This is a genomic window from Pseudomonas sp. Van50 (genome assembly GCF_055390755.1).
Map to the genome: position 1 here is coordinate 2,086,446 of NZ_AP024343.1, position 22,895 is coordinate 2,109,340.

Consider the following 22,895-nt stretch of genomic DNA (forward strand, 5'->3'; position numbering starts at 1 on the left):
GCTCCGGGCTTCACAAACTATCTGCCTGCCAGAAAAAACTGTGGGAGCAAGGCTTGCCCGCGATGGGTCCGCAACTAACACCCCCTATCACCGCCGGGCGAAAGTATCCCCCCGAACCCCCGACACCTTGCGGCAATGCACCAGTGCGTCGCGGATCATGAAGTTCACCAGGGTCGGCGAGACCCCCAGCTCCTTGGCGATGTCCTTCTGTGGCACGCCGTGCAGGCGGTACATCTCGAAGGCATAGCGGGTGCGGCTGGGCAGTTCGGTCAGCGCGTCGGCGATGTGCTCCAGCGTCGAGAAGTTGATATGGGAGGTTTCTGGCGAAGCACCCTGGATCACCACGTTCAACCCTTCCTCCTCCGGCCCCGAGTATTTCTGTTCCAGCGCCTGCTTGCGGTAGTGGTCGATCGCCAGGTTGCGCACGATCTGGAACAGGTAACTGAGCTGCGCCTTGAACGAGGAGGTGATCTGTGGTGCCGATTGCAGCCGGAAAAAGGCGTCCTGCACCACATCTTCCGCGCGGGACCGGCAACCGGTAATGCGCGCCGCGATCTTGACCAGGATCAGTCGGTTATCGACGAACGCCTGGAGTAACGGTGAGTCGCACCTGCTTGTGGATACTTGTTCCGTCATGGAATTCACCTTGCTGCAAAAAGTTAGCGGGACGTCCGGATGCCGGACCCGTCCTACACATCGAGCGCCAAATTAGGCTTAATGATAATGATTGTCAATTGAGAAGAAGAATTATTGATGTAATAAAGTCCAGCCTCGGCGCCGCGACCCATTGCCGCGGTGCCTGGCCGCTGGCTGCCTGGCTGCATGCCGCGGTGAGTCGGCTGCCGGACTAATTATTTGCCGCGGCTATCCGTTCCATGGGGGACAACTTGCAAGCCGAATTCAGGCAGGAAACCCCCATGACCGACGCGTTCGAACTCCCCAGCACCCTGGCTCATGCCCTCCAGCGCCGCGCCGCGTTGACGCCGGACCGGGTGGCCCTGCGCTTCCTTGCCGACACCCCTGGGCAGGGTGTGGTGTTGAGTTATCGCGACCTGGACCTGCGCGCCCGGACCATCGCCGGCGCCTTGCAGGCCGAAGCGGCGTTGGGTGATCGCGCCGTGCTGTTGTTTCCCAGTGGCCCGGATTACGTCGCGGCGTTCTTTGGCTGCCTCTACGCCGGGGTGATCGCGGTGCCGGCCTATCCGCCGGAGTCCGCCCGTCGCCACCATCAGGAGCGCCTGCTGTCGATCATCGCCGACGCCGAACCGCGCCTGCTGCTCACCAGCAGCGATCTGCGCGAGCCGTTGCAAGCCATCGAGTCGGCGCCGCCGGTGTTGTGCGTCGATACCCTCGACCCGGCCCACGCCGGGCAATGGCGGATGCCGACGCTGCAGGACGATGACATTGCCTTCCTGCAATACACCTCCGGCTCCACCGCGCTGCCCAAGGGTGTGCAGGTCAGCCACGGCAACCTGGTGGCCAACGAACTGCTGATCCGCCATGGCTTCGGCATCGACCTGAACCCCGACGACGTCATCGTCAGCTGGCTGCCGCTGTACCACGACATGGGTCTGATCGGCGGTCTGTTGCAGCCGGTGTTCAGCGGCGTTCCCTGCGTATTGATGTCCCCGGCTTATTTCCTGGCCCGCCCCGTGCGTTGGCTCGAAGCGATCAGCGAGTACGGCGGCACCATCAGCGGCGGCCCGGATTTCGCCTATCGGTTGTGCAGCGAGCGGGTCAGTGATGCGGCCCTGGAACGTCTCGACCTGAGCGGCTGGCGCGTGGCTTATTCCGGCTCCGAGCCGATCCGCCTCGACACCCTGGAGCGTTTTGCCGAGAAATTCGCTCCGTGCGGCTTCACGCCGGACAATTTCATGGCCTCCTATGGCCTGGCCGAAGCGACTTTGTTCGTCGCCGGCACGCCGCGCCGCCACGGCATTCCTTCGTTGCGAGTGGATGACGCAGCCTTGGCGCAGAACCGGGCCGAGCCGGGGCAGGGCAGCGCGGTGATGAGTTGCGGTGTCAGCCAGCCCGGGCACGCGGTGCTGGTCGTCGAGCCCACCACGTTGCAGCCGTTGGCCGACAATCAGGTCGGTGAAGTCTGGGCCGCCGGGCCGAGCATCGCCCTGGGTTACTGGCGCAACCCTGAAGCCAGCGCCAAAACCTTTGTCCAGCACGACGGCCAGACCTGGCTGCGCACCGGCGACCTGGGTTTCCGGCGCGGCGGCGAACTGTTCATCACCGGTCGCCTGAAAGACCTGCTGATCGTGCGCGGGCACAATCTCTATCCCCAGGACATCGAGCAAACCATCGAGCGCGAAGTGGAGGTGGTGCGCAAGGGCCGGGTGGCGGCGTTCGCGGTCAACGACAACGGCGAGGAGGGCATCGGCATCGCTGCGGAAATCAGCCGCAGCGTGCAGAAAATCCTGCCGCCCGAAGCCTTGATCAACGCCATTCGCCAGGCCGTGGCCGAGGCCTGCCAGCAAGCCCCGAGCGTGGTGGTGCTGCTCAATCCCGGCGCGCTGCCCAAGACCTCCAGCGGCAAGTTGCAGCGCTCGGCCTGCCGCATCCGGTTGGCCGACGGCAGTTTGGACAGTTACGCTCAGTTCCCGTCAGCGGCAGCAGACGTGGCTGACGAACCCGCCCCGTCCTCCGCGTTGCAAACCCTCATCGGTCAGGTCTGGCGGGAGCAATTGCAGGTCGAGCAGGTCCGGGCCGACGATCATTTCTTCCTGCTGGGCGGCAACTCCATCGCCGCCACCCAGGTGATCGCACGCCTGAGCGAAACCCTCGGGCTGGCGCTCAACCTGCGCCTGCTGTTCGAAGCGCCGACCCTGGCTGCGTTCGCGGCGGCGGTGGCGAACCAGCAGCGGGACGGCGGCCAGGCCCAGGGCGCGATCAGCCCATTGCCGCGCCATGCGCCACTGCCGCAATCCCTGGCGCAGAACCGTTTGTGGATCACCTGGCAGCTCGACCCGGTGAGCCGTGCCTACAACATTCCCGGCGCCTTGCACCTGCGCGGCGAGCTGGACGAAGACGCGCTGCGGGCCAGTTTCCAGCAACTGATCGAGCGTCACGAGTCCTTGCGCACGCGGTTCCTGGAGCGGAATGGGGTGGCCTTGCAACAGGTCGATCCGGCCGGCGAATTCAAGCTGCAGGTGATCGATCTCAGTGACGAACCTGCCAACCGGCGCGAAGCCCGGGCGCGGCAGGTTCGAGAAGACGAAGCGGCCACGCTGTTCGATCTGGAGAAGGGACCGCTGCTGCGGGTCACCCTGTTGCGCCTCGACGAGGATGACCATCAACTGCTGGTGACGCTGCACCACATCATCGCCGACGGCTGGTCGATGAATGTACTGATCGAAGAGTTCTCCCGCGTGTACGCCGCCGCGTCCCAAGGCCAGGTTGCTGAACTGGCGTCATTGCCTTTGCAATACGCCGACTACGGCAGTTGGCAACGCCAGTGGCTCGCCCAGGGCGAGGCCGAGCGCCAACTGAGCTACTGGAAGCAGCAACTGGGCGCTGAACAATCGGCCCTGGTGCTGGGCACGGATCATCCACGCAGCGCTCAACGCCAGCGCAGCGCCGCGCGGCACAGCCTGCGCCTGGACAAGGACCTCGGCGAGGCCCTGCGCCACGTGGCCCAGGCCCATGACGCGACGCCGTTCATGCTGTTGCTGGCGGCTTTCCAGGCGCTGTTGCAGCGTTACACCGGGCAATCCGACATCCGCGTCGGTGTGCCCAACGCCAACCGTCCGCGCCTGGAAACCCAGGGGCTGATCGGCTTCTTCATCAACACCCAGGTCCTGCGCGGGCAGGTCGATTCCCGTCAACCGTTTGCCGCGTTGCTGGCCCAGGCCCGGGAAGCCACGCTCGGGGCCCAGGCCCACCAGGACCTGCCATTCGAGCAACTGCTCGAAGCGTTTCCCGAGGCGCGCGAGCAAGGTCTGTTCCAGGTGATGTTCAACCACCAGCAACGTGACCTGAGTGCCTTGCGCCGGCTGCCGGGGCTGCTGGCCGAGGAGTTGCCGTGGCACAGCCGCGAAGCCAAGTTCGACCTGCAATTGCACAGCGAAGAAGATCGCAACGGCCGGTTGACCCTGTCGTTCGACTACGCCGACGAACTGTTCGAGGCGGCGACCATCGAGCGGCTGGCAGCGCATTACTGCAACCTGTTGCGGGCGGTCTGTGCCGATCCGCAGCAAGCCATCGGCGATGTACCGTTATTGACCGCCGATGAACACAGCCAACAGCAGCAGTGGAGCGCGGCCCCGTGCGCGCCGGCAAGCCAATGGCTGCCGGAGCTGTTGAACGAGCAGGCCCGCAGCACGCCGCAACGGATCGCCCTGCGCTGGGACGGTGGTCAACTCGATTATGCCGAGCTGCACGCCCAGGCCAACCGCCTGGCCCATTACCTGCGAGACAAGGGCGTTGGTCCGGACGTGTGCGTGGCAATTGCCGCCGAGCGTTCGCCACAGTTGCTTATCGGCGTGTTGGCCATCATCAAGGCCGGCGGTGCCTATGTGCCGCTGGATGCGGACTACCCGGCCGAACGCCTGGCCTACATGCTCGACGACAGCGGCGTCGACCTGCTGCTGACCCAGACCGCGTTGCTGGAGCGTTTGCCAGCCTGCGACGGCGTCACTGTCATCGCCATGGACGCCTTGCACCTGGAACAATGGCCGAGCAACCCGCCGGGCCTGCACCTGCACGGCGATCATCTGGCCTACGTGATCTACACCTCCGGCTCCACCGGCCAGCCCAAAGGCGTCGGCAACACCCACGCGGCCCTGGCCGAGCGCCTGCAATGGATGCAAGCGACCTATGGGCTGGATGCCACCGATGTGCTGATGCAAAAGGCCCCCATCAGTTTCGACGTGTCGGTCTGGGAGTGCTTCTGGCCGCTGATCACCGGCAGTCAACTGGTCCTGGCTGGCCCCGGTGAGCACCGTGACCCGCACCGCATCGCCCAGTTGGTGCAGCAGTTTGGCGTCACCACGCTGCACTTCGTACCGCCGTTGCTCAGCCTGTTTGTCGAAGAGCCGCTGAGCGCCCGCTGCACCAGCCTGCGCCGGCTGTTCTGCGGTGGCGAAGCCTTGTCGGCCGAGTTGCGCAACCGGGTGTTGGCGCAACTGCCGTTGGCGCAATTGCACAACCGCTACGGCCCGACCGAAACCGCGATCAACGTCACCCATTGGCATTGCACCGAAGCTGATGGCGAGCGCTCGCCCATCGGTCGCCCCCTGGGCAACGTGCTGTGCCGGGTGCTCGACAGCGACCTCAATCCCGTGCCGGCCGGTGTGCCGGGCGAGCTGTGCATTGGCGGCCTGGGCCTGGCCCGGGGTTACCTCGGGCGTCCGGGCCTGAGCGCCGAGCGTTTCGTCGCCGACCCAATGGGGTCGGCCGGTGCGCGGTTGTACCGCACCGGCGACCGGGCGCGTTGGGGCGCCGACGGCGTGATCGAATACCTCGGCCGCCTCGACCAGCAGGTCAAGCTGCGCGGCTTCCGGGTCGAACCGCAGGAGATCGAAGCGCGCCTGCTGGCCCAGGACGGCGTCGCCCAAGTGGCGGTGCTGGTGCGCGACACCTCGGCCGGCCCGCAGTTGATCGGTTATTACACCGCGCCGGAGGTCGCCCAGGGCCAGGACGAATTGAACACCCGGCTCAAGGCCGCCCTGGCCGCCGAACTGCCGGACTACATGGTGCCCGCCCAACTGCTGCGCCTGGACGCCATGCCCTTGAGCCCGAGCGGCAAGCTCGATCGCCGCGCCTTGCCTGAACCGCAATGGCAGGTGCGCGAGCATGTCGAGCCGGTCAGCGCCCTCCAACAGCAAGTCGCCGGCATCTGGCGCGACGTGCTGGGACTGGCGCGCATCGGCCTGCGGGACGATTTTTTTGCCCTCGGCGGTCATTCGCTGCTGGCGACCCAGATCATTTCCCGCACTCGCCAGGCCTGTGACGTGGAACTGCCGTTGCGAGCGCTGTTCGAGGCGAGTGAACTGGGGGCTTTCGCCGAGCAAGTGCGCTTGATCCAGGCCAGCGGCCAGACCAATCGCCAGCCGCCCATCGAGAAGGTCGACCGCAGCCAACCGGTGCCGCTGTCGTATTCCCAGCAGCGCATGTGGTTCCTCTGGCAGATGGAGCCGGACAGCCCGGCCTACAACGTCGGCGGCATGGCGCGGTTGCGCGGGGTGCTGGATGTCGGGCGCTTCGAGGCGGCCTTGCAGGCGTTGATCCTGCGCCACGAAACCCTGCGCACCACGTTCCCGAGCGTCGACGGCGTGGCCTGCCAACAGGTGCACGGCGAGACGGGCCTGCGCATGGACTGGAAGGACTTCTCGATGCTGGCCGCTGACATTCGTCAGCAGCGGGTGCAGCAACTGGCCGACAGCGAGGCGCACCAGCCCTTCGACCTGGAAACCGGACCGCTGCTGCGGGCCTGCCTGGTCAAGACCGCCGAGCATGAGCATTACTTTGTGCTGACGCTGCACCACATCGTCACCGAAGGCTGGGCGATGGACATTTTTGCCCGTGAACTGAGCGCACTGTACGAAGCCTTTGTCGACGACCGTGAATCCCCGCTGGAACCCTTGCCGGTGCAGTACCTGGACTACAGCGTCTGGCAGCGCCAGTGGCTGGAATCCGGCGAGCGTCAACGGCAGTTGGACTACTGGACCGCGCAACTGGGCCGCGAGCATCCGCTGCTGGAGCTGCCCGGCGACCGCCCGCGTCCGTCGGTGCAGAGCCATCGCGGTGAACTGTTCCGTTTCGATCTCAGTGATGAGCTGGCCGCGCGGGTCCGCGCCTTCAACGCGCAACAGGGCCTGACCCTGTTCATGACCATGACCGCCGCCCTGGCCGTGTTGCTCTACCGCTACAGTGGCCAGATCGACCTGCGCATCGGCGCGCCGGTGGCCAACCGCATCCGCCCGGAAAGTGAAGGGCTGATCGGTGCGTTCCTCAACACCCAAGTGCTGCGTTGCCAGCTCGACGGGCAGATGTCAGTGGGCGAACTGTTCGAACAGGTGCGCCACACCGTCATCGAAGGCCAGTCCCATCAGGACTTGCCATTCGATCATCTGGTGGAAGCCCTGCAACCACCGCGCAGTGCGGCCTACAACCCGTTGTTCCAGGTGATGTGCAACGTGCAGCGCTGGGAATTCCAGCAGAGCCGCACGCTGGCCGGCATGACCGTCGAATACCTGGTCAACGACGCCCGGGCCACCAAGTTCGACCTCAACCTGGAAGTCACCGACCTGGATCAGCGCCTGGGTTGCTGCCTGACCTACAGCACCGACCTGTTCGACGAACCGCGCATCGCGCGCATGGCCGGGCACTGGCGCAATCTGCTGCAAGCGCTGCTGGACGATCCGAGCCGACGGCTGAGCGAGCTGCCGTTGCTCGATGCAGGCGAGCAGCAACAACTGCTCGACAGCCTGGGCGTCGAGCCCGGTGAGCATCGCCTGGACCAATGCATTCACCCACTGTTCGCCGAACAGGCCCGGGCGCGTCCCGATGCACCGGCCCTGACCTTCGCCGGGCAGACCCTGACGTATGCGCAACTGGACAGCCGCGCCAATCGCCTGGCCTGGCGCCTGCGCGAGGCAGGCGTCGGGCCGCAGGTGCGGGTCGGCCTGGCCCTGGAGCGCTCGCTGGAAATGGTCATCGGCCTGCTGGCGATCCTCAAGGCCGGCGGCGCCTACGTGCCGCTGGACCCGGAATACCCGCTGGATCGCCTGCACTACATGATCGAAGACAGTGGCATCAGCCTGCTGCTCAGCGACCGGGCGATGCTCCAGGCCCTCGGTGCACTGCCCGAGGGTGTGGAGTGCTGGTGCCTGGAAGATGATTCGCCGGCCTTGGCGCAGTACCCGGATCACTCACTGCCGCTGATCAACCTGCCGCAACACCAGGCCTATCTGATCTATACCTCCGGTTCCACCGGCAAGCCCAAGGGCGTGGTGGTGTCCCACGGTGAAATCGCCATGCATTGCCAGGCGGTGATCCAGCGCTTTGGCATGCGCCCGGACGACTGCGAGCTGCATTTCTATTCCATCAACTTCGATGCGGCCACCGAACGCCTGTTGGTGCCGCTGCTCAGTGGTGCCCATGTGGTGTTGCGGGCCCAGGGCCAGTGGGACGCCGAGGAAATCTGCGGGCTGATTCGCCAGCACCGCATCAACATCCTGGGGTTCACCCCCAGCTACGGCAGCCAGTTGGCGCAGTGGTTGGCGACCCAGGGCCAGACCTTGCCGGTGCGCATGTGCATCACCGGCGGCGAAGCCCTGACGGGCGAGCACTTGCAGCGCATTCGCGCGGCGTTCAGCCCGAGCCTGTTCTTCAATGCCTATGGCCCGACCGAAACTGTGGTCATGCCCCTGGCGAGCCTGGCCCCCGAGCAATTGGAGGAGGGGGCGGCCAGTGTGCCGATTGGCAGCGTGATCGGTGCCCGGGTGGCGTATATCCTCGACGCGGACCTGGCGTTGGTGCCGCCAGGTGCCACGGGCGAGTTGTATGTGGGCGGCGCCGGTCTGGCCCAGGGGTATCACCAGCGTCCGGGGATGACCGCCGAGCGCTTCGTCGCCGACCCGTTCGCCACCGACGGTGGACGCCTCTATCGCACCGGCGACCTGGTGCGCCAGCGTGCCGACGGGTTGGTGGAGTACCTGGGACGGATCGACCATCAGGTGAAAATCCGTGGTTTCCGCATCGAACTGGGGGAAATCGAAACCCGCCTGCTGGAACATGAGGCGGTGCGCGAGGCCGTGGTCCTGGCCCTCGACACGCCCGGCGGCAAGCAACTGGCCGGCTACCTGGTGAGCGACATCGCCAGCCAGGATGACGAGCGACAAGCGGCCCTGCGCGACGCCTTGAAAAACCACCTCAAGGCGCAGTTGCCGGACTACATGGTGCCCACGCACCTGATCCTGCTGGCGAGCATGCCGCTGACCGCCAACGGCAAGCTCGACCGCCGCGCCTTGCCGCTGCCCGATCCTGAACTCAATCGCCAACTTTACGTGGCGCCGAGCAATGCCCTGGAACAGACCTTGGCGGCGATCTGGTGCGACGTGCTGAACGTGGCGCAGGTGGGCCTCAACGATAATTTCTTCGAGCTGGGCGGTGATTCGATCCTGTCCATCCAGGTGGTCAGCCGTGCCAGGCAACAGGGCATTCATTTCACGCCCCGGGACTTGTTCCAGCACCAGACCGTACAGACCCTGGCCGCCGTCGCCACGCGCAGCCAGCAAGTGCATGCCGAGCAGGGCCTGTTGCAGGGCGAGTCCGGGTTGACGCCGATCCAGCACTGGTTTTTCGACCGCCCGATCCCCAACCGCCATCACTGGAACCAGGCGTTGCTGCTGGAGCCGACCACGGCCCTGGACCCGCAACGGCTGGAACAGGCGCTGCGTAGCGTCTTCCAGCACCACGATGCCTTGCGCCTGGGCTTCGACGAAAGCGCCGGACATTGGCGTGCCGAGCACCAGTCGCTGGCTGACGCTGTGCTGCTGCAGCAGGTCTGCGTGGACACTGCCCAGGCGTGCGAAGCGTTGTTTGCCGAGGCGCAGAGCCGTTTCAATCTAGCCACCGGGCCGTTGCTGCGTGCCGTGCTGGCGCAGTTGCCGGATGGCCGGCAACGGTTGTTGATCGTCATTCATCACCTGGTGGTGGACGGTGTGTCGTGGCGGGTGCTGATGGACGATCTGCAAACCGTCTATCGCCAGCTCGTCGCCGGGCAGGCGGCGCAACTGCCGGCCAAGACCAGCCCGTTGCGCGACTGGGCCGCGCGCTTGCAGGCCTACGCCGGCAGCGAGTCCCTGCGCGAGGAGTTGGGTTGGTGGCAAGCGCAGTTGAGTGGCGCGCAAGTGCAACTGCCGTGCGCGAATCCTGACGGCGGGTTGCAGGAGCGTCACGGGCAAACCGTCAGCGTGCGCCTGGACGCCGAGCGTACCCGGCAACTGCTGCAACAGGCGCCAAGCGCTTACCGCACCCAGGTCAATGACCTGCTGCTCACGGCGTTGGCCCGGGTGCTGTGCCGTTGGAGCGGCCATGATTCGGCCTTGGTCCAGCTCGAAGGCCACGGCCGCGAAGCGCTGTTCGACGACCTCGACCTGACCCGCACCGTCGGCTGGTTCACCAGCGTCTATCCCGTGCGCCTGAGTCCGGCGGTTGAGGATTTCAGCGCCTCGATCAAGACCATCAAGGAGCAATTGCGCGCGGTGCCCCACAAGGGCCTCGGTTATGGTGTGCTGCGTTACCTGGCGGACGCGCCGACACGCGAGGCGATGGCCGGCCTGCCGCACGCGGCGATCACCTTCAACTACCTGGGCCAGCTTGACCAGACCCTGGGCCAGGAGGCGCTGTTCCAGCCGCTGGATGCGCCCCTGGGTGCCATCCACGATCCCGATGCGCCGCTACCCAACGCGTTGAGCGTCGACAGCCAGGTCAGCGGCGGCGAACTGGTGCTGCGCTGGACCTTCAGTGCCCAACGCCATGAGCGCGAGACCATCGCGGCCCTGGCCGAGGCTTACCTCGATGAGTTGCAACGCCTCATCGAACACTGCCTGACGGACGAGGCGGGCGGGCTGACGCCATCGGACTTCCCCCTGGCGAAGTTGACCCAGGGCCAGCTGGACAGCCTGCCGGTGCCGGCCGCGCAGATCGAAGACGTCTACCCGTTGACGCCCATGCAGGAAGGCATGCTGTTGCATACCCTGCTGGAGCCGGGCACCGGCCTGTACTACATGCAGGATCGCTACCGCATCGACAGCGCACTGGACCCGCAGCGTTTTGCCCAGGCCTGGCAGGCGGTCATCGCCCGTCACGAAGCCTTGCGCGCATCGTTCTGCTGGAACGTCGGCGAAGACATGCTGCAAATCATCCACAAGCCAGGCCGCACGCCGGTGGATTACCTCGACTGGTCCGAGGTGCCTGAAGACGCCCAGGAAGCCCAGCTCCAGGCCCTGCTCAAGGATGAACGCGAGGCCGGTTTCGATCTGTTGAACCAGGCGCCATTCCACCTGCGGCTGATTCGGGTCGGCGCGGCGCGCTACTGGTTCATGATGAGCAACCACCACATCCTCATCGATGCCTGGTGCCGTTCGCTGCTGATGGATGACTTTTTCGAGATCTACACCGCCCTGGGCGAGCAGCGCGAGCCGCAGTTGGCCGTGCCGCCGCGCTATCGCGACTACATCGGCTGGCTGCAACACCAGAGCCTGGACGCAGCCCGGCAGTGGTGGAAGCACAACCTGCAAGGCTTCGAGCGGACCACGCCGATCCCTGGCGACCGGCCGTTCCTGCGCGAGCACGCCGGTGACAGCGGCGGCATGATCGTCGGCGACTGCTACACCCGTCTCGATGCCCGGGACGGCGCACGGCTGCGGGAACTGGCCCAGGCCCATCAACTGACGGTCAACACCTTCGCCCAGGCGGCGTGGGCCCTGGTCCTGCGCCGGGTCAGCGGCGACCGCGACGTGCTGTTCGGCGTCACTGTGGCCGGGCGCCCGGTGGAACTGCCGCAGATGCAACGCACCGTCGGGCTGTTCATCAACAGTATCGCGTTGCGCGTGCAGATGCCCGAGGACCATCAGCGCTGCAGCGTACGGCAGTGGCTCAGCGATTTGCTGGACAGCAACATGCAACTGCGCGAGTACGAATACCTGCCGCTGGTGAGCATCCAGGAAGTCAGCGAACTGCCCAAGGGCCAACCGTTGTTCGACAGCCTGTTCGTGTTCGAGAACGCGCCGGTGGAAGTCTCGGTGCTGGACCGTGCCCAAAGCCTCAATGCCACCTCCGACTCGGGCCGCACCCACACCAACTTCCCGCTGACGGCGGTCTGCTACCCCGGGGATGACCTGGGGCTGCACCTTTCCTACGACCAGCGTTACTTCGATGAAGCCACCGTCCAGGGTTTGCTGAGTGAGTTCAAGCGGCTGCTGCTGGCGCTGATGGAGGGCTTGCACGGTGACATGAGCGAGTTGCCGCTGATCGGTGCCCAAGAGCAGGACTTCCTGATCGAAGGCTGCAACCAGAGCGAGCATGGCTATCCGCTGGAGCAGAGCTATGTCGAGCTGTTCGAGGCGCGGGTCGCGGTTCATCCGCAACGTCTTGCGGTCAGTTGCCTGGACACGACCTACAGCTACGCCGAGTTGAATGCGCGCAGCAACCGCCTCGGCCACGCGCTGATCGCGGCCGGGGTCGGTCTGGATCAGCCGGTGGCGTTGCTGGCTGAACGGGATGCGCAACTGCTGGGCATGATCATCGGCAGCTTCAAGGCCGGTGCCGGCTACTTGCCGCTGGATCCCGGCCTGCCGAGCCAGCGCCTGAGCCGCATCATCGAATTGAGCCGCACGCCTTTGCTGGTCTGCACCCAGGCCTGCCAGGCCCAGGCCCAGGCGTTGCTGGACGAGTTCGCCTGTTCCGGACGGCCGAAGTTGCTGGTGTGGGAAACCGTCCAGGCCAGCGACTTTTCGTCGCAAAACCCTGGCGTCTACAGCGGGCCGGACAACCTCGCCTACGTGATCTACACCTCCGGCTCCACTGGCCTGCCCAAAGGCGTGATGGTGGAACAGCGGGGCATGCTCAACAACCAGCTGAGCAAAGTGCCGTACCTGGCGCTGAGCGAGGCGGATGTCATCGCCCAGACGGCGTCCCAAAGCTTCGATATTTCGGTCTGGCAGTTCCTGGCCGCGCCGTTGTTCGGCGCCCGGGTCGACATCGTGCCCAACGCCATCGCCCACGACCCGCAAGGGCTGCTGGAGCATGTGCAGCAACAGCGCATCACCGTGCTGGAAAGCGTGCCGTCGCTGATCCAGGGCATGCTCGCCCAGGAGCGCATCGGTCTGGACGGCCTGCGCTGGATGCTGCCCACCGGTGAAGCGATGCCGCCGGAGCTGGCCCACCAGTGGTTGTTGCGTTACCCGGACATTGGTCTGGTGAATGCCTACGGGCCGGCGGAATGCTCCGATGACGTGGCGTTCTTCCGCGTCGACCAGGCGTCGACCCGTGGCACTTACCTGCCGATTGGTACGCCCACCGACAACAACCGTTTGTACCTGCTCGACGGCGCGCTGGACCTGGTGCCGCTGGGTGCGGTGGGTGAGTTGTGCGTGGCGGGCACCGGGGTCGGGCGCGGTTATGTCAGCGATCCGTTGCGCACCGCCCCGGTCTTTGTGCCGAACCCGTTCGGGGCACCGGGAGAGCGGCTGTACCGCACCGGCGACCTGGCGCGGCGGCGCAGCGACGGGGTCTTGGAATACGTCGGTCGCATCGACCATCAGGTGAAGATTCGTGGCTACCGCATCGAGCTGGGGGAAATCGAAGCGCGCTTGCATGAGCAGCCGGAAGTGCGCGATGGGGCGGTGGGCGTGCAGGAGGGCGCCAATGGCAAGCATCTGGTGGGCTACCTCGTGGCCACCGACTCGGCACTCAAACCCGCCGAACGCCTGGAGCGCATCAAGCAGCGCCTGCGGGCCGAACTGCCGGAATACATGGTGCCGCTGCACTGGCTGTGGCTCGATCGCCTGCCCCTCAACGCCAATGGCAAGCTCGACCGCAAGGCCTTGCCGGCCCTGGAGATCGGCCAGTTGCAGAGCCAGGACTATCAGGCACCCGGTAATGAACTGGAGCAGACCCTGGCAGACATCTGGGCCCAGGTGCTGAAAGTCGAGCGGGTAGGGGTACGGGACAACTTCTTCGAGTTGGGCGGTCATTCCCTGCTGGCGACGCAAATCGCCTCACGGGTGCAAAAGGCCCTGCAACGCAACGTGCCGCTGCGGGCGATGTTCGAGTGCAGCACGGTGCTGGAACTGGCCGACTACATCCATGGGCTGGCGGCCAGCGAAATCACCGTGGAGAAGGTGGATCGGTTGAATGATTTGATGGCGGAATTGGAAGGGTTGTAGTTTTGCGGCGTCTATGAAGGCCTCTTCGCGAGCAAGCTCGCTCCCACAGGGTTTTGTGAACGACGCAAATCCCATGTGGGAGCGAGCTTGCTCGCGATGGCGTCAGTCCTGACACAGCAAAGCCCAAGGTTGACGCCTCGCCCCGCACGGCTCAGTCTTCCCAAGCTTTTTTCCAGACTCAAACAAGGAGGTCACCCATGCCCTTTGCAACGATCGACGGACAACCGCTTCACTACCTGGACCAAGGCCAGGGCCCGGTGGTGCTGCTGGGCAGCAGCTACCTGTGGGACCACAGCATGTGGGCGCCGCAGATCGAGGTGTTGTCGCGGGATTATCGGGTCATCGCCCTGGACTTATGGGGCCACGGCCAGTCCGGGCAATTGCCTGAGGGCATGACCTCCCTGGACGACCTGGCCCGCCAGGCACTGACATTGATGGATCACCTGGGCATCGACCGCTTCAACCTGGTCGGGCTTTCGGTGGGCGGGATGTGGGGGGCGCGGCTGGCGTTGGCGGCGCCTGAGCGTGTGCAGACGCTGGTATTGATGGACACCTACGTCGGCGTCGAGCCTGAGCCGACCCGCCAGTACTATTTCTCGCTGTTCGACAGGATCGAAGCCAGTGGCAGCATTCCCGAGCCATTGCTGGACATCGTCGTGCCGATCTTCTTCCGACCGGGTATCGATCCGCAGTCGGCGCTCTACCAGCAGTTTCGCGCCACATTGGCCGCGCTGCCGACCGATCGCCTGCGCGCCAGCATCGTGCCGCTGGGGCGGATCATTTTCGGTCGGGACGACATCCTGCCGCGCCTGCATGCACTGGATGCCAAGGGCACAGTGGTTATGTGCGGCGACCAGGACAAACCGCGTCCGCCGTCCGAGGCCAAGGAAATGGCCGAACTGATCGGTTGCCCTTGTCTACTGATACCGGACGCGGGACACATTTCCAATCTTGAGAACCCGGAGTTCGTGACCGAGGCGTTGCTGAAGGTCTTGCGCAGCTGATCCACCGCATCGCGAGCAGGCTCGCTCCCACTGGGATTTTGTGACCGATGCAAACCCACTGTGGGAGCGAGCTTGCTCGCGATTGCAGTGTGTCTGTCACATCAATGCTGACTGATCTGCCGTCATCGCGAGCAAGCTCGCTCCCACCGGGGGCTGCAGTGGTTGTCGGTCACTTCGGCCCGAGAATCTTCACCAGCTTGTCCGGTGACGGCGCGCCTTGCTGCTGTTGCAGGTCGCCCTTGTCATCCAGATAGAAAATCGCCGGGGTGGCGGACAGTTCCAGTTCGTCCATCAACTGCTGGTTGGCGTCCAGTTTGGCCTGGATGGCGGGCGGTATGTCCTTGAGCGGCTTGAGCGGGCTGCCCTTGCCGGCCTTTTCATGCTCGGCCAGGGTTTTTTCCGGGTCCTTGGCGGCCAGCAAGGCGGCGGATTTACCCGGGCTGTCTTCGCGGATGATGCCCACCATGATGTGGCGCAACTGCACCTTGCCGGCCTTGACCCAAGGCCGGGCCTGTTCCCAGAACATGTTGCAGTACGGGCAGTTCGGGTCGCTGAACAGGTACACCGTGCGCGGTGCGTCCTTGTTGCCGTCGGCGATCCAGTTGCTCGCTTCCATCTTCGCCCAGATGGCCTTGGCCATCGGTGCATAGACCAGTTTTTGCAGCGGCTCGGCGCTCAGGTCCTTGCCCTCGGCGTCGTACAGGTTGCCCAGCAGGACGTGCTGCCCATCCGGGGTCAGGTACAGCGCCATGCCGCGGTTCTGGTACTGCGCCGCGTAACCGCGCAACCCGTCCGGGGCCTCGAAAGTGCCGACGATTTTCGCGCCCTTGGCTTCGATCTTCTTGATGGCCGCAGGCAATTCTTCGGCCTGCAGCAGCGGGGCCTGCGACAGTGCGGCGGCGACGGCCAAGGTCAGCAGGTGGCGGAGGCGGGGCATGGCGGTTTCCTTGTGGCGGAGTGGGGCGTCGTGGACGAATCCGGCGTTTCGAAGTTTTCCAGGGCGCGGGCCAGGCTCGCTTCCGACAATTCACCCAGGTGGCTGCCCAGCAGGCGACCGTCGGCGCTGTAGAACAGGGTGGTCGGCAGGGCCATGGAACCCACGGCCTGGCCGAGGCGGCCGCTGCCATCGAACAATACGTTGGTCAGGCTCAGGCCCTGGGTGGCCAGGTAGGTGCTGACGCTTTGCATGCTTTCGGCCTGGTTGACGAACAGGAAGGTCAGGTCCGGACGCTGTTGCTGGGCTTCTTCGAGCACCGGCATTTCACGTCGGCAGGGCGGGCACCAGGTGGCCCAGAGGTTGATCACCAGGGGCCCGCCCTGGTAGTCGGTGAGTTTCACGGTCTGGCCGTCGGCGGTGCGCAGGGTGATGTCCGGCAACCGGGTGCCCTGTTCATAAATCGTCAACGACAGGCTCGCCACCAGCCAGAACAGCAAGCCGCTGCCGACGCCGAAGCCCAACGGACGGCGCAGGGCCGGGCGGTGCCGGGCCCACAACAAGGCGCCTATCAGCAGCGCCACGATCCCCGGCCAGGCGAGGAAACCGCCGTCCCGCAGGTCGACGATCTGCCACGGGTCGTCCCGGTAATGTTGCCAATAGGCGACGACGAAGCCGATCCGTGCGGCCAAAAGCCCCAGTAGAAACAACACGAACAGCACCGACTCCGGGTTCTCGCCACCGCGCCTGGCCACCCGCCAGCCGACGAAGGTCGCCAGGGCCAGTGCGCTGATCAGCAACAGATGGTTAAGGGCGATGGCGAAGGTGCCCAGGGTGAACGTCAGCATCAGCGCGCGTCCCGGGTGAGGTTCCAGCGCTCCAGGAACGCCTTGGCGTCGACTTCCCCGGTGATCCGCTGGCTGCGGCGCTCTTCACCGTCGGCGCCGATCCACAGCAGGCTCGGCGGCCCCGGTACCTGGTAACGGCTCAGCAACGCGCGGCTGGCGGGGCTGTCGGCGGTGACGTCGAGGCGCAGCAGGCGCACGCCTTGCAGGGCGTCCAGCACCTCGGCGCGGCCGAATACCTGTTTTTCCATGATCTTGCAGGACACGCACCAGTCGGCGTAATAGTCCAGCAGCACCCACTGGCCCTGGCCCTTGGCGGCGTCCAGTTCCCGTTGCAGGGCGGCGGGCTCGCTGACGGTGACGAATGTGTCGTGGGCTTTGACGGTCGCGCTAGCCTCGCTGCCGGCGTAGACCTTCAGAGGTTGGAAGAGATCATCGCCACCGCCCGCCGCGCCAATCACCAGCAGGCTGCCCCACAGGCCGAACAGCAACGAAGCGCTGCCGCAGAGGTAGGCCATGCGACCGAAGCCTTCGGTCTGGCGCCAGGCGCTGTAGGCGGCGATCAACAGCAACACGCCCCACAGTCCGATCCACAGCGAGCTGTCGATGATCGGGCGAATCATCAGCAGCGCGGTGCCCAGGAACAGGAAGCCGAACACGCCCTTGAGCAGGTTCATCCAGGCGCCGGGCTTGGGCAGGAAGCGGTTGCCCACGGTCACCAGGAGCAACAGTGGCAGGCCCATGCCGATGCCCATGGTGAACAGGATCAACCCGCCGTGCAGTGCATTGCCGCTCTGGGCGATATATAGCAGGGCGCCGGCCAGCGGGGCGGTCATGCACGGGCCCACCAACAGGCCGGACAGGGCGCCGAGCACGCCGGCGCCCACCAGGCTGCCACCGCGTCGCTGGCGTCCGGCGTTTTCCAGGCGGTCACGCAGCGCCGCGGGCAATTGCAATTCGAAGAAGCCGAACATCGGCAGCGCCAGCAACACGAATACGGCCGCGAAGCTGCCCAGCAGCCACGGTTGTTGCAGCAGTGCCTGGAGGTTGGCCCCCAGCAGAGCGGCGAGCACGCCCATGGCCGCATACACCAGGGCCATGCTGATCACGTAGCTGCCGGCCAAGGCCAGGCCACGTCTCGGCCCGGCGCCGCTGCCCACCACCAGCCCGGCCAGGATCGGCAGCATCGGCAGCGAACAAGGGGTGAACGCCAGCAGCAGGCCCAGGCCGAAGAACACCAGCAGGCTCCAGCCCAAGGCCCGTTGTTGCAGGCCGCTGGCCAGGGCCTGGTCCGGCGCCTCGCCGGTGGCCGCCGCCGGTGCGCCGCCGCCCAGGTCAATCACCTGGGTCTGGGGCGGATAGCACAGGCCGGCGTCGGCACAGCCCTGGAAACCCACCTTGATCTTGCCCGTGGCACCGGCGGGGATCTTCAGTTCCAGCGCTTGGCGATAGACTTGCTGGTCGCCGAAAAACTCGTCGCTGTGGGCCTCGCCCTCCGGCAACTTGGGTTTCTGTGCCTCGGCCAGGCCCTCGAACTTGAGCCGCTGCTTATACAGGTAGTACCCATCGGTAATCTGCCAGAACAGCTGCGTTTCACCGGAGTCCAGGCGTTCGGAGGTCAACACGAACGCCTTTTCCACCGGCAGGAAATCGGGTTTGGTTTCGAAGGGATTGGCGGCCTGGGCCAGGCCCGAGATCAGAAACAGCCACAGCAAAAACAATCGACGCATGGATAAAGCCTTAGAACGAAGCGAGTGGAAAACACAATGGCGACTGGCGATTAACCGTCGATTAACCCGGCGGCGACCGGCAGGCCGTAATGATCGCCCATGTTTGCCGTACTCGTCGCATAATGTCGGCTTAATCGGCCGGCGGCCTAATGTACCTTTTTCCACGGGGCTTACCATGCGCGTACTGGTCTGCGAAGACGATGAGTTGATTGCCAGCGGGATCGTTGCCGGCCTCACGGCGCAGGGCCTGACGGTCGAGCACGTGGCCACCGCATCGGCGGCGCGGGCGATGGTCGGCGTGGCGGAGTTCGATGTCATGGTGCTGGACCTGGGATTGCCCGATGAGGACGGTCTCAAGCTGCTCCGGCAACTGCGCCAGCAGGGGCTGGAGACGCCGGTGCTGATCCTCACCGCCCGCGATTCGGTGACCGACCGGGTCGACGGCTTGCAGGCCGGGGCCGATGACTATCTGCTCAAACCCTTCGACCTGCGCGAGCTTGCGGCGCGCCTGCACACGTTGCTGCGGCGCGTGGCGGGGCGCAGCGTCAACCTGATCGAGCACGGTCGCCTGACCTACGACCCCAGCAGCCGGGAAACCACCCTGGACGGCCAACCGGTGGACCTGTCCCGGCGCGAACAATCGCTGTTGCAGGCGCTCTTGCACAGTCGCGGCCGGGTGCTGTCCACCGAGCAACTCAAGGACAGCGTCTACGGGTTCAACGACGAGCTGGAAAGCAATGCCCTCAACGTCCATATCCATCACCTGCGGCGCAAGCTGGGTAACGGCATTGTCGAGACCGTGCGCGGCCTGGGCTATCGCCTGGGTCCGGCCGACGGCGCAGAGTCCTCCAAGTGATGAGCCTGCGACTGCGCCTGAGCCTGACCCTCGGCGCCGCCTTCGCCCTGATCTGGGCCCTGGCCGCGGCGTGGATGCTCAGCGACCTGCGCAACCAGATGATGTTCTCCCTCGACCAGCGTCTAGTGGCCTCGGCGCGGATGGTTGCCGGGTTGCTGGAGCAGATGCCGCCGTTGCCCAGCAAGGGCGACGGTACGCACTTGAGCTCCGAGCAACTGAGCATTCCCGGCGGCATGGCCTGTCAGGTCAGTTCCTTGCGCGGCGAGATTCTGGCCCGCAGCCACGGGACCCCGGAACAGGCCCTGGAAGCCGAGAAAATGGGCTTCCACGACCAGATGATCGACGGTGCGCCCTGGCGCAGCTTCACCCTGGCCCGAGGGGATTTGCGCATCACCACCGCCGACCGCCAGATCGAGCGCGAAGCCCTGAACATGTCGATACTGCTGGCTGCCTCGGTGCCGGTGGGCGTGGCGTTGCTCGGTTGCCTGTGCCTGTTGTGGCTGGGCATCGGCCAGGGCCTGGCGCCGCTCAATCGCATGCGCGATGCGCTGATGCGGCGCAATGCCGATTCCCTGGAGCCTTTGCAGATCCATCCGCTGCCCAGCGAGTTGCGACCGTTGCTGGAGACCCAGAACCAGCTGTTCCAGCGTATCGGCAAGACCATCGAGCGTGAGCGACGGTTGACCGGCGACGCTGCCCACGAGCTGCGCAGCCCGTTGACCGCCATCAAGACGCACCTGCAAGTGGCGCGCATGACCGAGGGCGCCGCCCGCGACCAATCCCTGGCCCGGGCCGAGGAGGGCGCCGACCGCATGCATCGCACACTCGAACAGTTGCTGCTGCTGGCTCGGGTCGAAGGCAGCCTGTCGTTCGACGATGGCGTGCACTGCAACGCCGAGCAGGTTGCGCGACTGGCGATCCAGGACGCGGCCAGCAGTGAGTCCCGGCGAATCAAATTGCACTTGGCCCCAGGGCTGTCCGACGCGCCGGTGCAAATGCCGGCGGTGCTCTCCATCGCCGCCTTGCGCAACCTGCTGGATAACGCCCTGCGCCATACCCCGGACGATACCGATGTGGAGCTGAGCCTGGAAATGATCGGCCAGCGCGTGCGTTTCCAGGTCCGCGACCATGGCCCCGGCATCGCCGCCGACGACATCCAGCACTTGACCCAACGCTTCTGGCGCAACGGCCAGAGCACCGGCTGCGGGCTGGGGCTGGCGATCGTTCAGGCCATCGTCCAGCGTTGCGGTTGCGGCCTGCATTTCGACAGCCGCCCGGATGGATTGCGGGTCGAATTGACGATGCCGGTGCAGCACCCCTGATCAAACGAGGGGTTCCGTGGCGAGGGAGCTTGCTCCCGCTGGGTCTGTAGGAGCTGGCGAAGCCTGCGATCTTTTGATCTTGAACTTTCGCTTGAGATCTAACTGTCTGGGACAAGATCGCAGCCTCGTTGCACTCGTCAGCTCCTACAGGCGCACTCGGCGGGAGGTCGTTGTACATCTGCTGTAACGACCTGCCATTGGCGCCCCGGCCTTATCCGGGTCTATGTTTTTTTCAGCTCGACTCAAGGACTGAGGAAAACCGCGCCATGGACACCTTCATCGAAATCTGCACGGCCACGCCCAGCGATGCCGGCATCATCAGCCGGATCGCCGAACGCTCCATCCGGGTCGGGTGTGCCGCCGAACATCGCAACGATCCCACTGTCGTCGCCGCCTGGGTACGCAACAACACCCTCGCGCATATCCGCCCCTGGCTGGTCGACCCACGCTTGCGCCTGACCCTGGCCCGTTTGCAGGGGCGGCCGGCGGGTGTCGCCATGGCCTCGGCCAGTGGCCGGATCGCCTTCTGCTACGTACAGCCGGAGTCCTTCCGCCGCGGTGTCGGCCAGGCGCTGGTGCGGGACATCGAGGCCTGGCTGCGCGGGCGCGGCGTGGCCCGGGTGCGCCTCAACAGCACCCGTAGCAGCCAGGCGTTCTATCGACACCTGGGGTTCGAGCAAAGCGCTGATGCCTTCGCCATTGGCGGGGTCAAGGCCATTGCGATGCACAAGCCACTGATCGCGCCACAGGAGAAAGTGCTGCCCGCGAGTAAATCCTCCCGTGGCTGATGCGTTTCCACTACAGGAAACCTGCATGTGCGCCCCGACCGGATGCGCACCTGCCCGGTGTGTCGTTTTGGGTCACTACGTACTGCGGGGTCGAGAGATGTCAGTCGCCAACAGCCTTATCGAAGCACAGCCGGCCCGGGTCAGCCCCGTGCCGGCCGAGACGCTCTACCAGTTCAATGAGTCGCCGCTGCTGGCTCGCCAGAGTCGGCAGGAGTCCAATGCCCGCAGCTATCCACGGCGCATACCCCTGGCGCTCAAGCGCGCCAAGGGGTTGTATGTCGAGGACGTCGAGGGCCGCACCTTCATCGATTGCCTGGCCGGCGCCGGCACGCTGGCGCTGGGGCATAACCACCCGGTGGTGATCGACGCGATCCAGCAGGTGCTGGCCGATGAGCTGCCGTTGCACACCCTGGACCTGACCACGCCGGTCAAGGACCGCTTCGTCCAGGACCTGTTCGGCCTGTTGCCGGTGGAGCTGGCCGCCGAGGCGAAGATCCAGTTCTGCGGCCCCACCGGTACCGACGCGGTGGAAGCCGCCCTCAAGCTGGTGCGTACCGCGACCGGACGCAGCACCGTGCTGTCGTTCCAGGGCGGTTATCACGGCATGAGTCAGGGGGCATTGAGCCTGATGGGCAGCCTGGGGCCGAAGAAACCCTTGGGCGCCTTGCTCAGCAGCGGCGTGCAGTTCATGCCATACCCCTACGATTACCGCTGCCCGTTCGGGCTGGGCGGTGTCGAGGGCGTGAAGGCCAACCTGCATTACCTGGAAAACCTGCTGAACGACCCGGAGGCCGGCGTGCAATTGCCGGCGGCGGTCATCGTCGAAGTGGTGCAGGGCGAGGGCGGAGTCATTCCCGCCGACCTGGACTGGCTGCGCGGCTTGCGGCGGATCACCGAGCAGGCAGGGGTGGCGTTGATCGTCGATGAAATCCAGAGCGGCTTCGGTCGTACCGGCAAAATGTTTGCCTTCGAGCATGCCGGGATCATCCCGGACGTGGTGGTGTTGTCCAAGGCCATTGGCGGCAGCCTGCCGCTGGCGGTGGTGGTTTACCGCGACTGGCTCGACACCTGGTTGCCGGGCGCTCACGCCGGGACCTTCCGTGGCAATCAGATGGCCATGGCCGCCGGCTCGGCGGTCATGCGTTACCTGCGAGAGCACGACCTGCCGGCCCACGCCGCCGCCATGGGCGAACGCCTGAGCGAGCACCTGCACATCCTGCAGCGGGACTACCCGCAACTGGGCGATATCCGCGGTCGCGGGCTGATGCTCGGTGTCGAGTTGGTGGACCCGGCGGGCAAGCCGGACGCCCAGGGCCATCCACCGGTGCATGCACAACTGGCGCCACGGCTGCAACGTGAATGCCTCAAGCGCGGGCTGATCCTGGAGCTGGGCGGTCGCCAGGGCGGCGTGGTGCGGTTCCTGCCACCGTTGATCATCACCCGGGCCGAAATCGACCGGGTCGCCGAGATTTTCGGGCGAGCCCTGCATGCGGCGGTCACCGAGAGCTAATT

Annotated in this window: 10 protein-coding genes; 6 read left to right on the top strand and 4 right to left on the bottom strand. The window is 65.6% G+C overall.

The features are described 5' to 3' along the window. Nucleotides 1-87 precede the first annotated feature (87 nt). The gene (locus ACZ5M5_RS09255) at nucleotides 88-636 is read right to left on the bottom strand and encodes an RNA polymerase factor sigma-70 (protein WP_024619408.1); all 549 of its coding nucleotides are present in this window, start codon (nucleotides 634-636) and stop codon (nucleotides 88-90) included. 281 nt (nucleotides 637-917) lie between these two features. Between ACZ5M5_RS09255 and ACZ5M5_RS09260 the strand changes: the two genes are divergently transcribed. Both ACZ5M5_RS09260 and ACZ5M5_RS09265 read left to right on the top strand, forming a co-directional pair. Beyond that, entirely contained in the window at nucleotides 918-13,904 is a 12,987-nt protein-coding gene (locus tag ACZ5M5_RS09260; protein WP_464738914.1) for a non-ribosomal peptide synthetase, read from the top strand. Nucleotides 13,905-14,101: 197 nt separating this feature from the next. Then, nucleotides 14,102-14,908 (top strand): alpha/beta fold hydrolase, encoded by an 807-nt coding sequence (locus ACZ5M5_RS09265; protein ID WP_464738915.1) that lies wholly within the window; start codon nucleotides 14,102-14,104, stop codon nucleotides 14,906-14,908. Nucleotides 14,909-15,077: 169 nt separating this feature from the next. Here the strand turns inward: ACZ5M5_RS09265 and dsbG are convergent, their stop codons facing one another. From dsbG to dsbD, 3 genes are read right to left on the bottom strand one after another with little or no spacing between them, the layout of a single operon-like run. Next, nucleotides 15,078-15,845: a thiol:disulfide interchange protein DsbG gene (gene dsbG, locus ACZ5M5_RS09270; RefSeq protein ID WP_464738916.1), complete on the bottom strand. Its 768-nt coding sequence runs from the start codon at nucleotides 15,843-15,845 to the stop codon at nucleotides 15,078-15,080. Continuing rightward, nucleotides 15,821-16,690 carry a TlpA disulfide reductase family protein gene (locus ACZ5M5_RS09275; RefSeq protein ID WP_060738502.1) on the bottom strand — a complete coding sequence of 290 codons (870 nt, stop codon included), beginning with the start codon at nucleotides 16,688-16,690 and terminating at the stop codon, nucleotides 15,821-15,823. The genes dsbG and ACZ5M5_RS09275 overlap by 25 nt, the downstream gene beginning before the upstream one ends. Then, the gene (gene dsbD / locus ACZ5M5_RS09280; RefSeq protein WP_464738917.1) at nucleotides 16,690-18,417 is read right to left on the bottom strand and encodes a protein-disulfide reductase DsbD; all 1,728 of its coding nucleotides are present in this window, start codon (nucleotides 18,415-18,417) and stop codon (nucleotides 16,690-16,692) included. The genes ACZ5M5_RS09275 and dsbD overlap by 1 nt, the downstream gene beginning before the upstream one ends. Nucleotides 18,418-18,592: 175 nt before the next feature. Between dsbD and ACZ5M5_RS09285 the strand changes: the two genes are divergently transcribed. The 4 genes from ACZ5M5_RS09285 to ACZ5M5_RS09300 all read left to right on the top strand — a co-directional run bounded on the left by ACZ5M5_RS09285 (nucleotide 18,593) and on the right by ACZ5M5_RS09300 (nucleotide 22,893). Beyond that, nucleotides 18,593-19,273 carry a response regulator gene (locus ACZ5M5_RS09285; RefSeq protein WP_060738500.1) on the top strand — a complete coding sequence of 227 codons (681 nt, stop codon included), beginning with the start codon at nucleotides 18,593-18,595 and terminating at the stop codon, nucleotides 19,271-19,273. Continuing rightward, nucleotides 19,270-20,595, top strand: a complete 1,326-nt coding sequence (locus ACZ5M5_RS09290) for an ATP-binding protein (RefSeq protein ID WP_060738499.1) — start codon at nucleotides 19,270-19,272, stop codon at nucleotides 20,593-20,595. The genes ACZ5M5_RS09285 and ACZ5M5_RS09290 overlap by 4 nt, the downstream gene beginning before the upstream one ends. Nucleotides 20,596-20,861: 266 nt before the next feature. Beyond that, complete coding sequence (locus ACZ5M5_RS09295) at nucleotides 20,862-21,383, top strand: GNAT family N-acetyltransferase (RefSeq protein WP_464738918.1); 522 nt, start codon at nucleotides 20,862-20,864, stop codon at nucleotides 21,381-21,383. 97 nt (nucleotides 21,384-21,480) lie between these two features. Next, the gene (locus tag ACZ5M5_RS09300) at nucleotides 21,481-22,893 is read left to right on the top strand and encodes a diaminobutyrate--2-oxoglutarate transaminase (protein ID WP_464738919.1); all 1,413 of its coding nucleotides are present in this window, start codon (nucleotides 21,481-21,483) and stop codon (nucleotides 22,891-22,893) included. The last annotated feature ends 2 nt before the right edge of the window (nucleotides 22,894-22,895 follow it).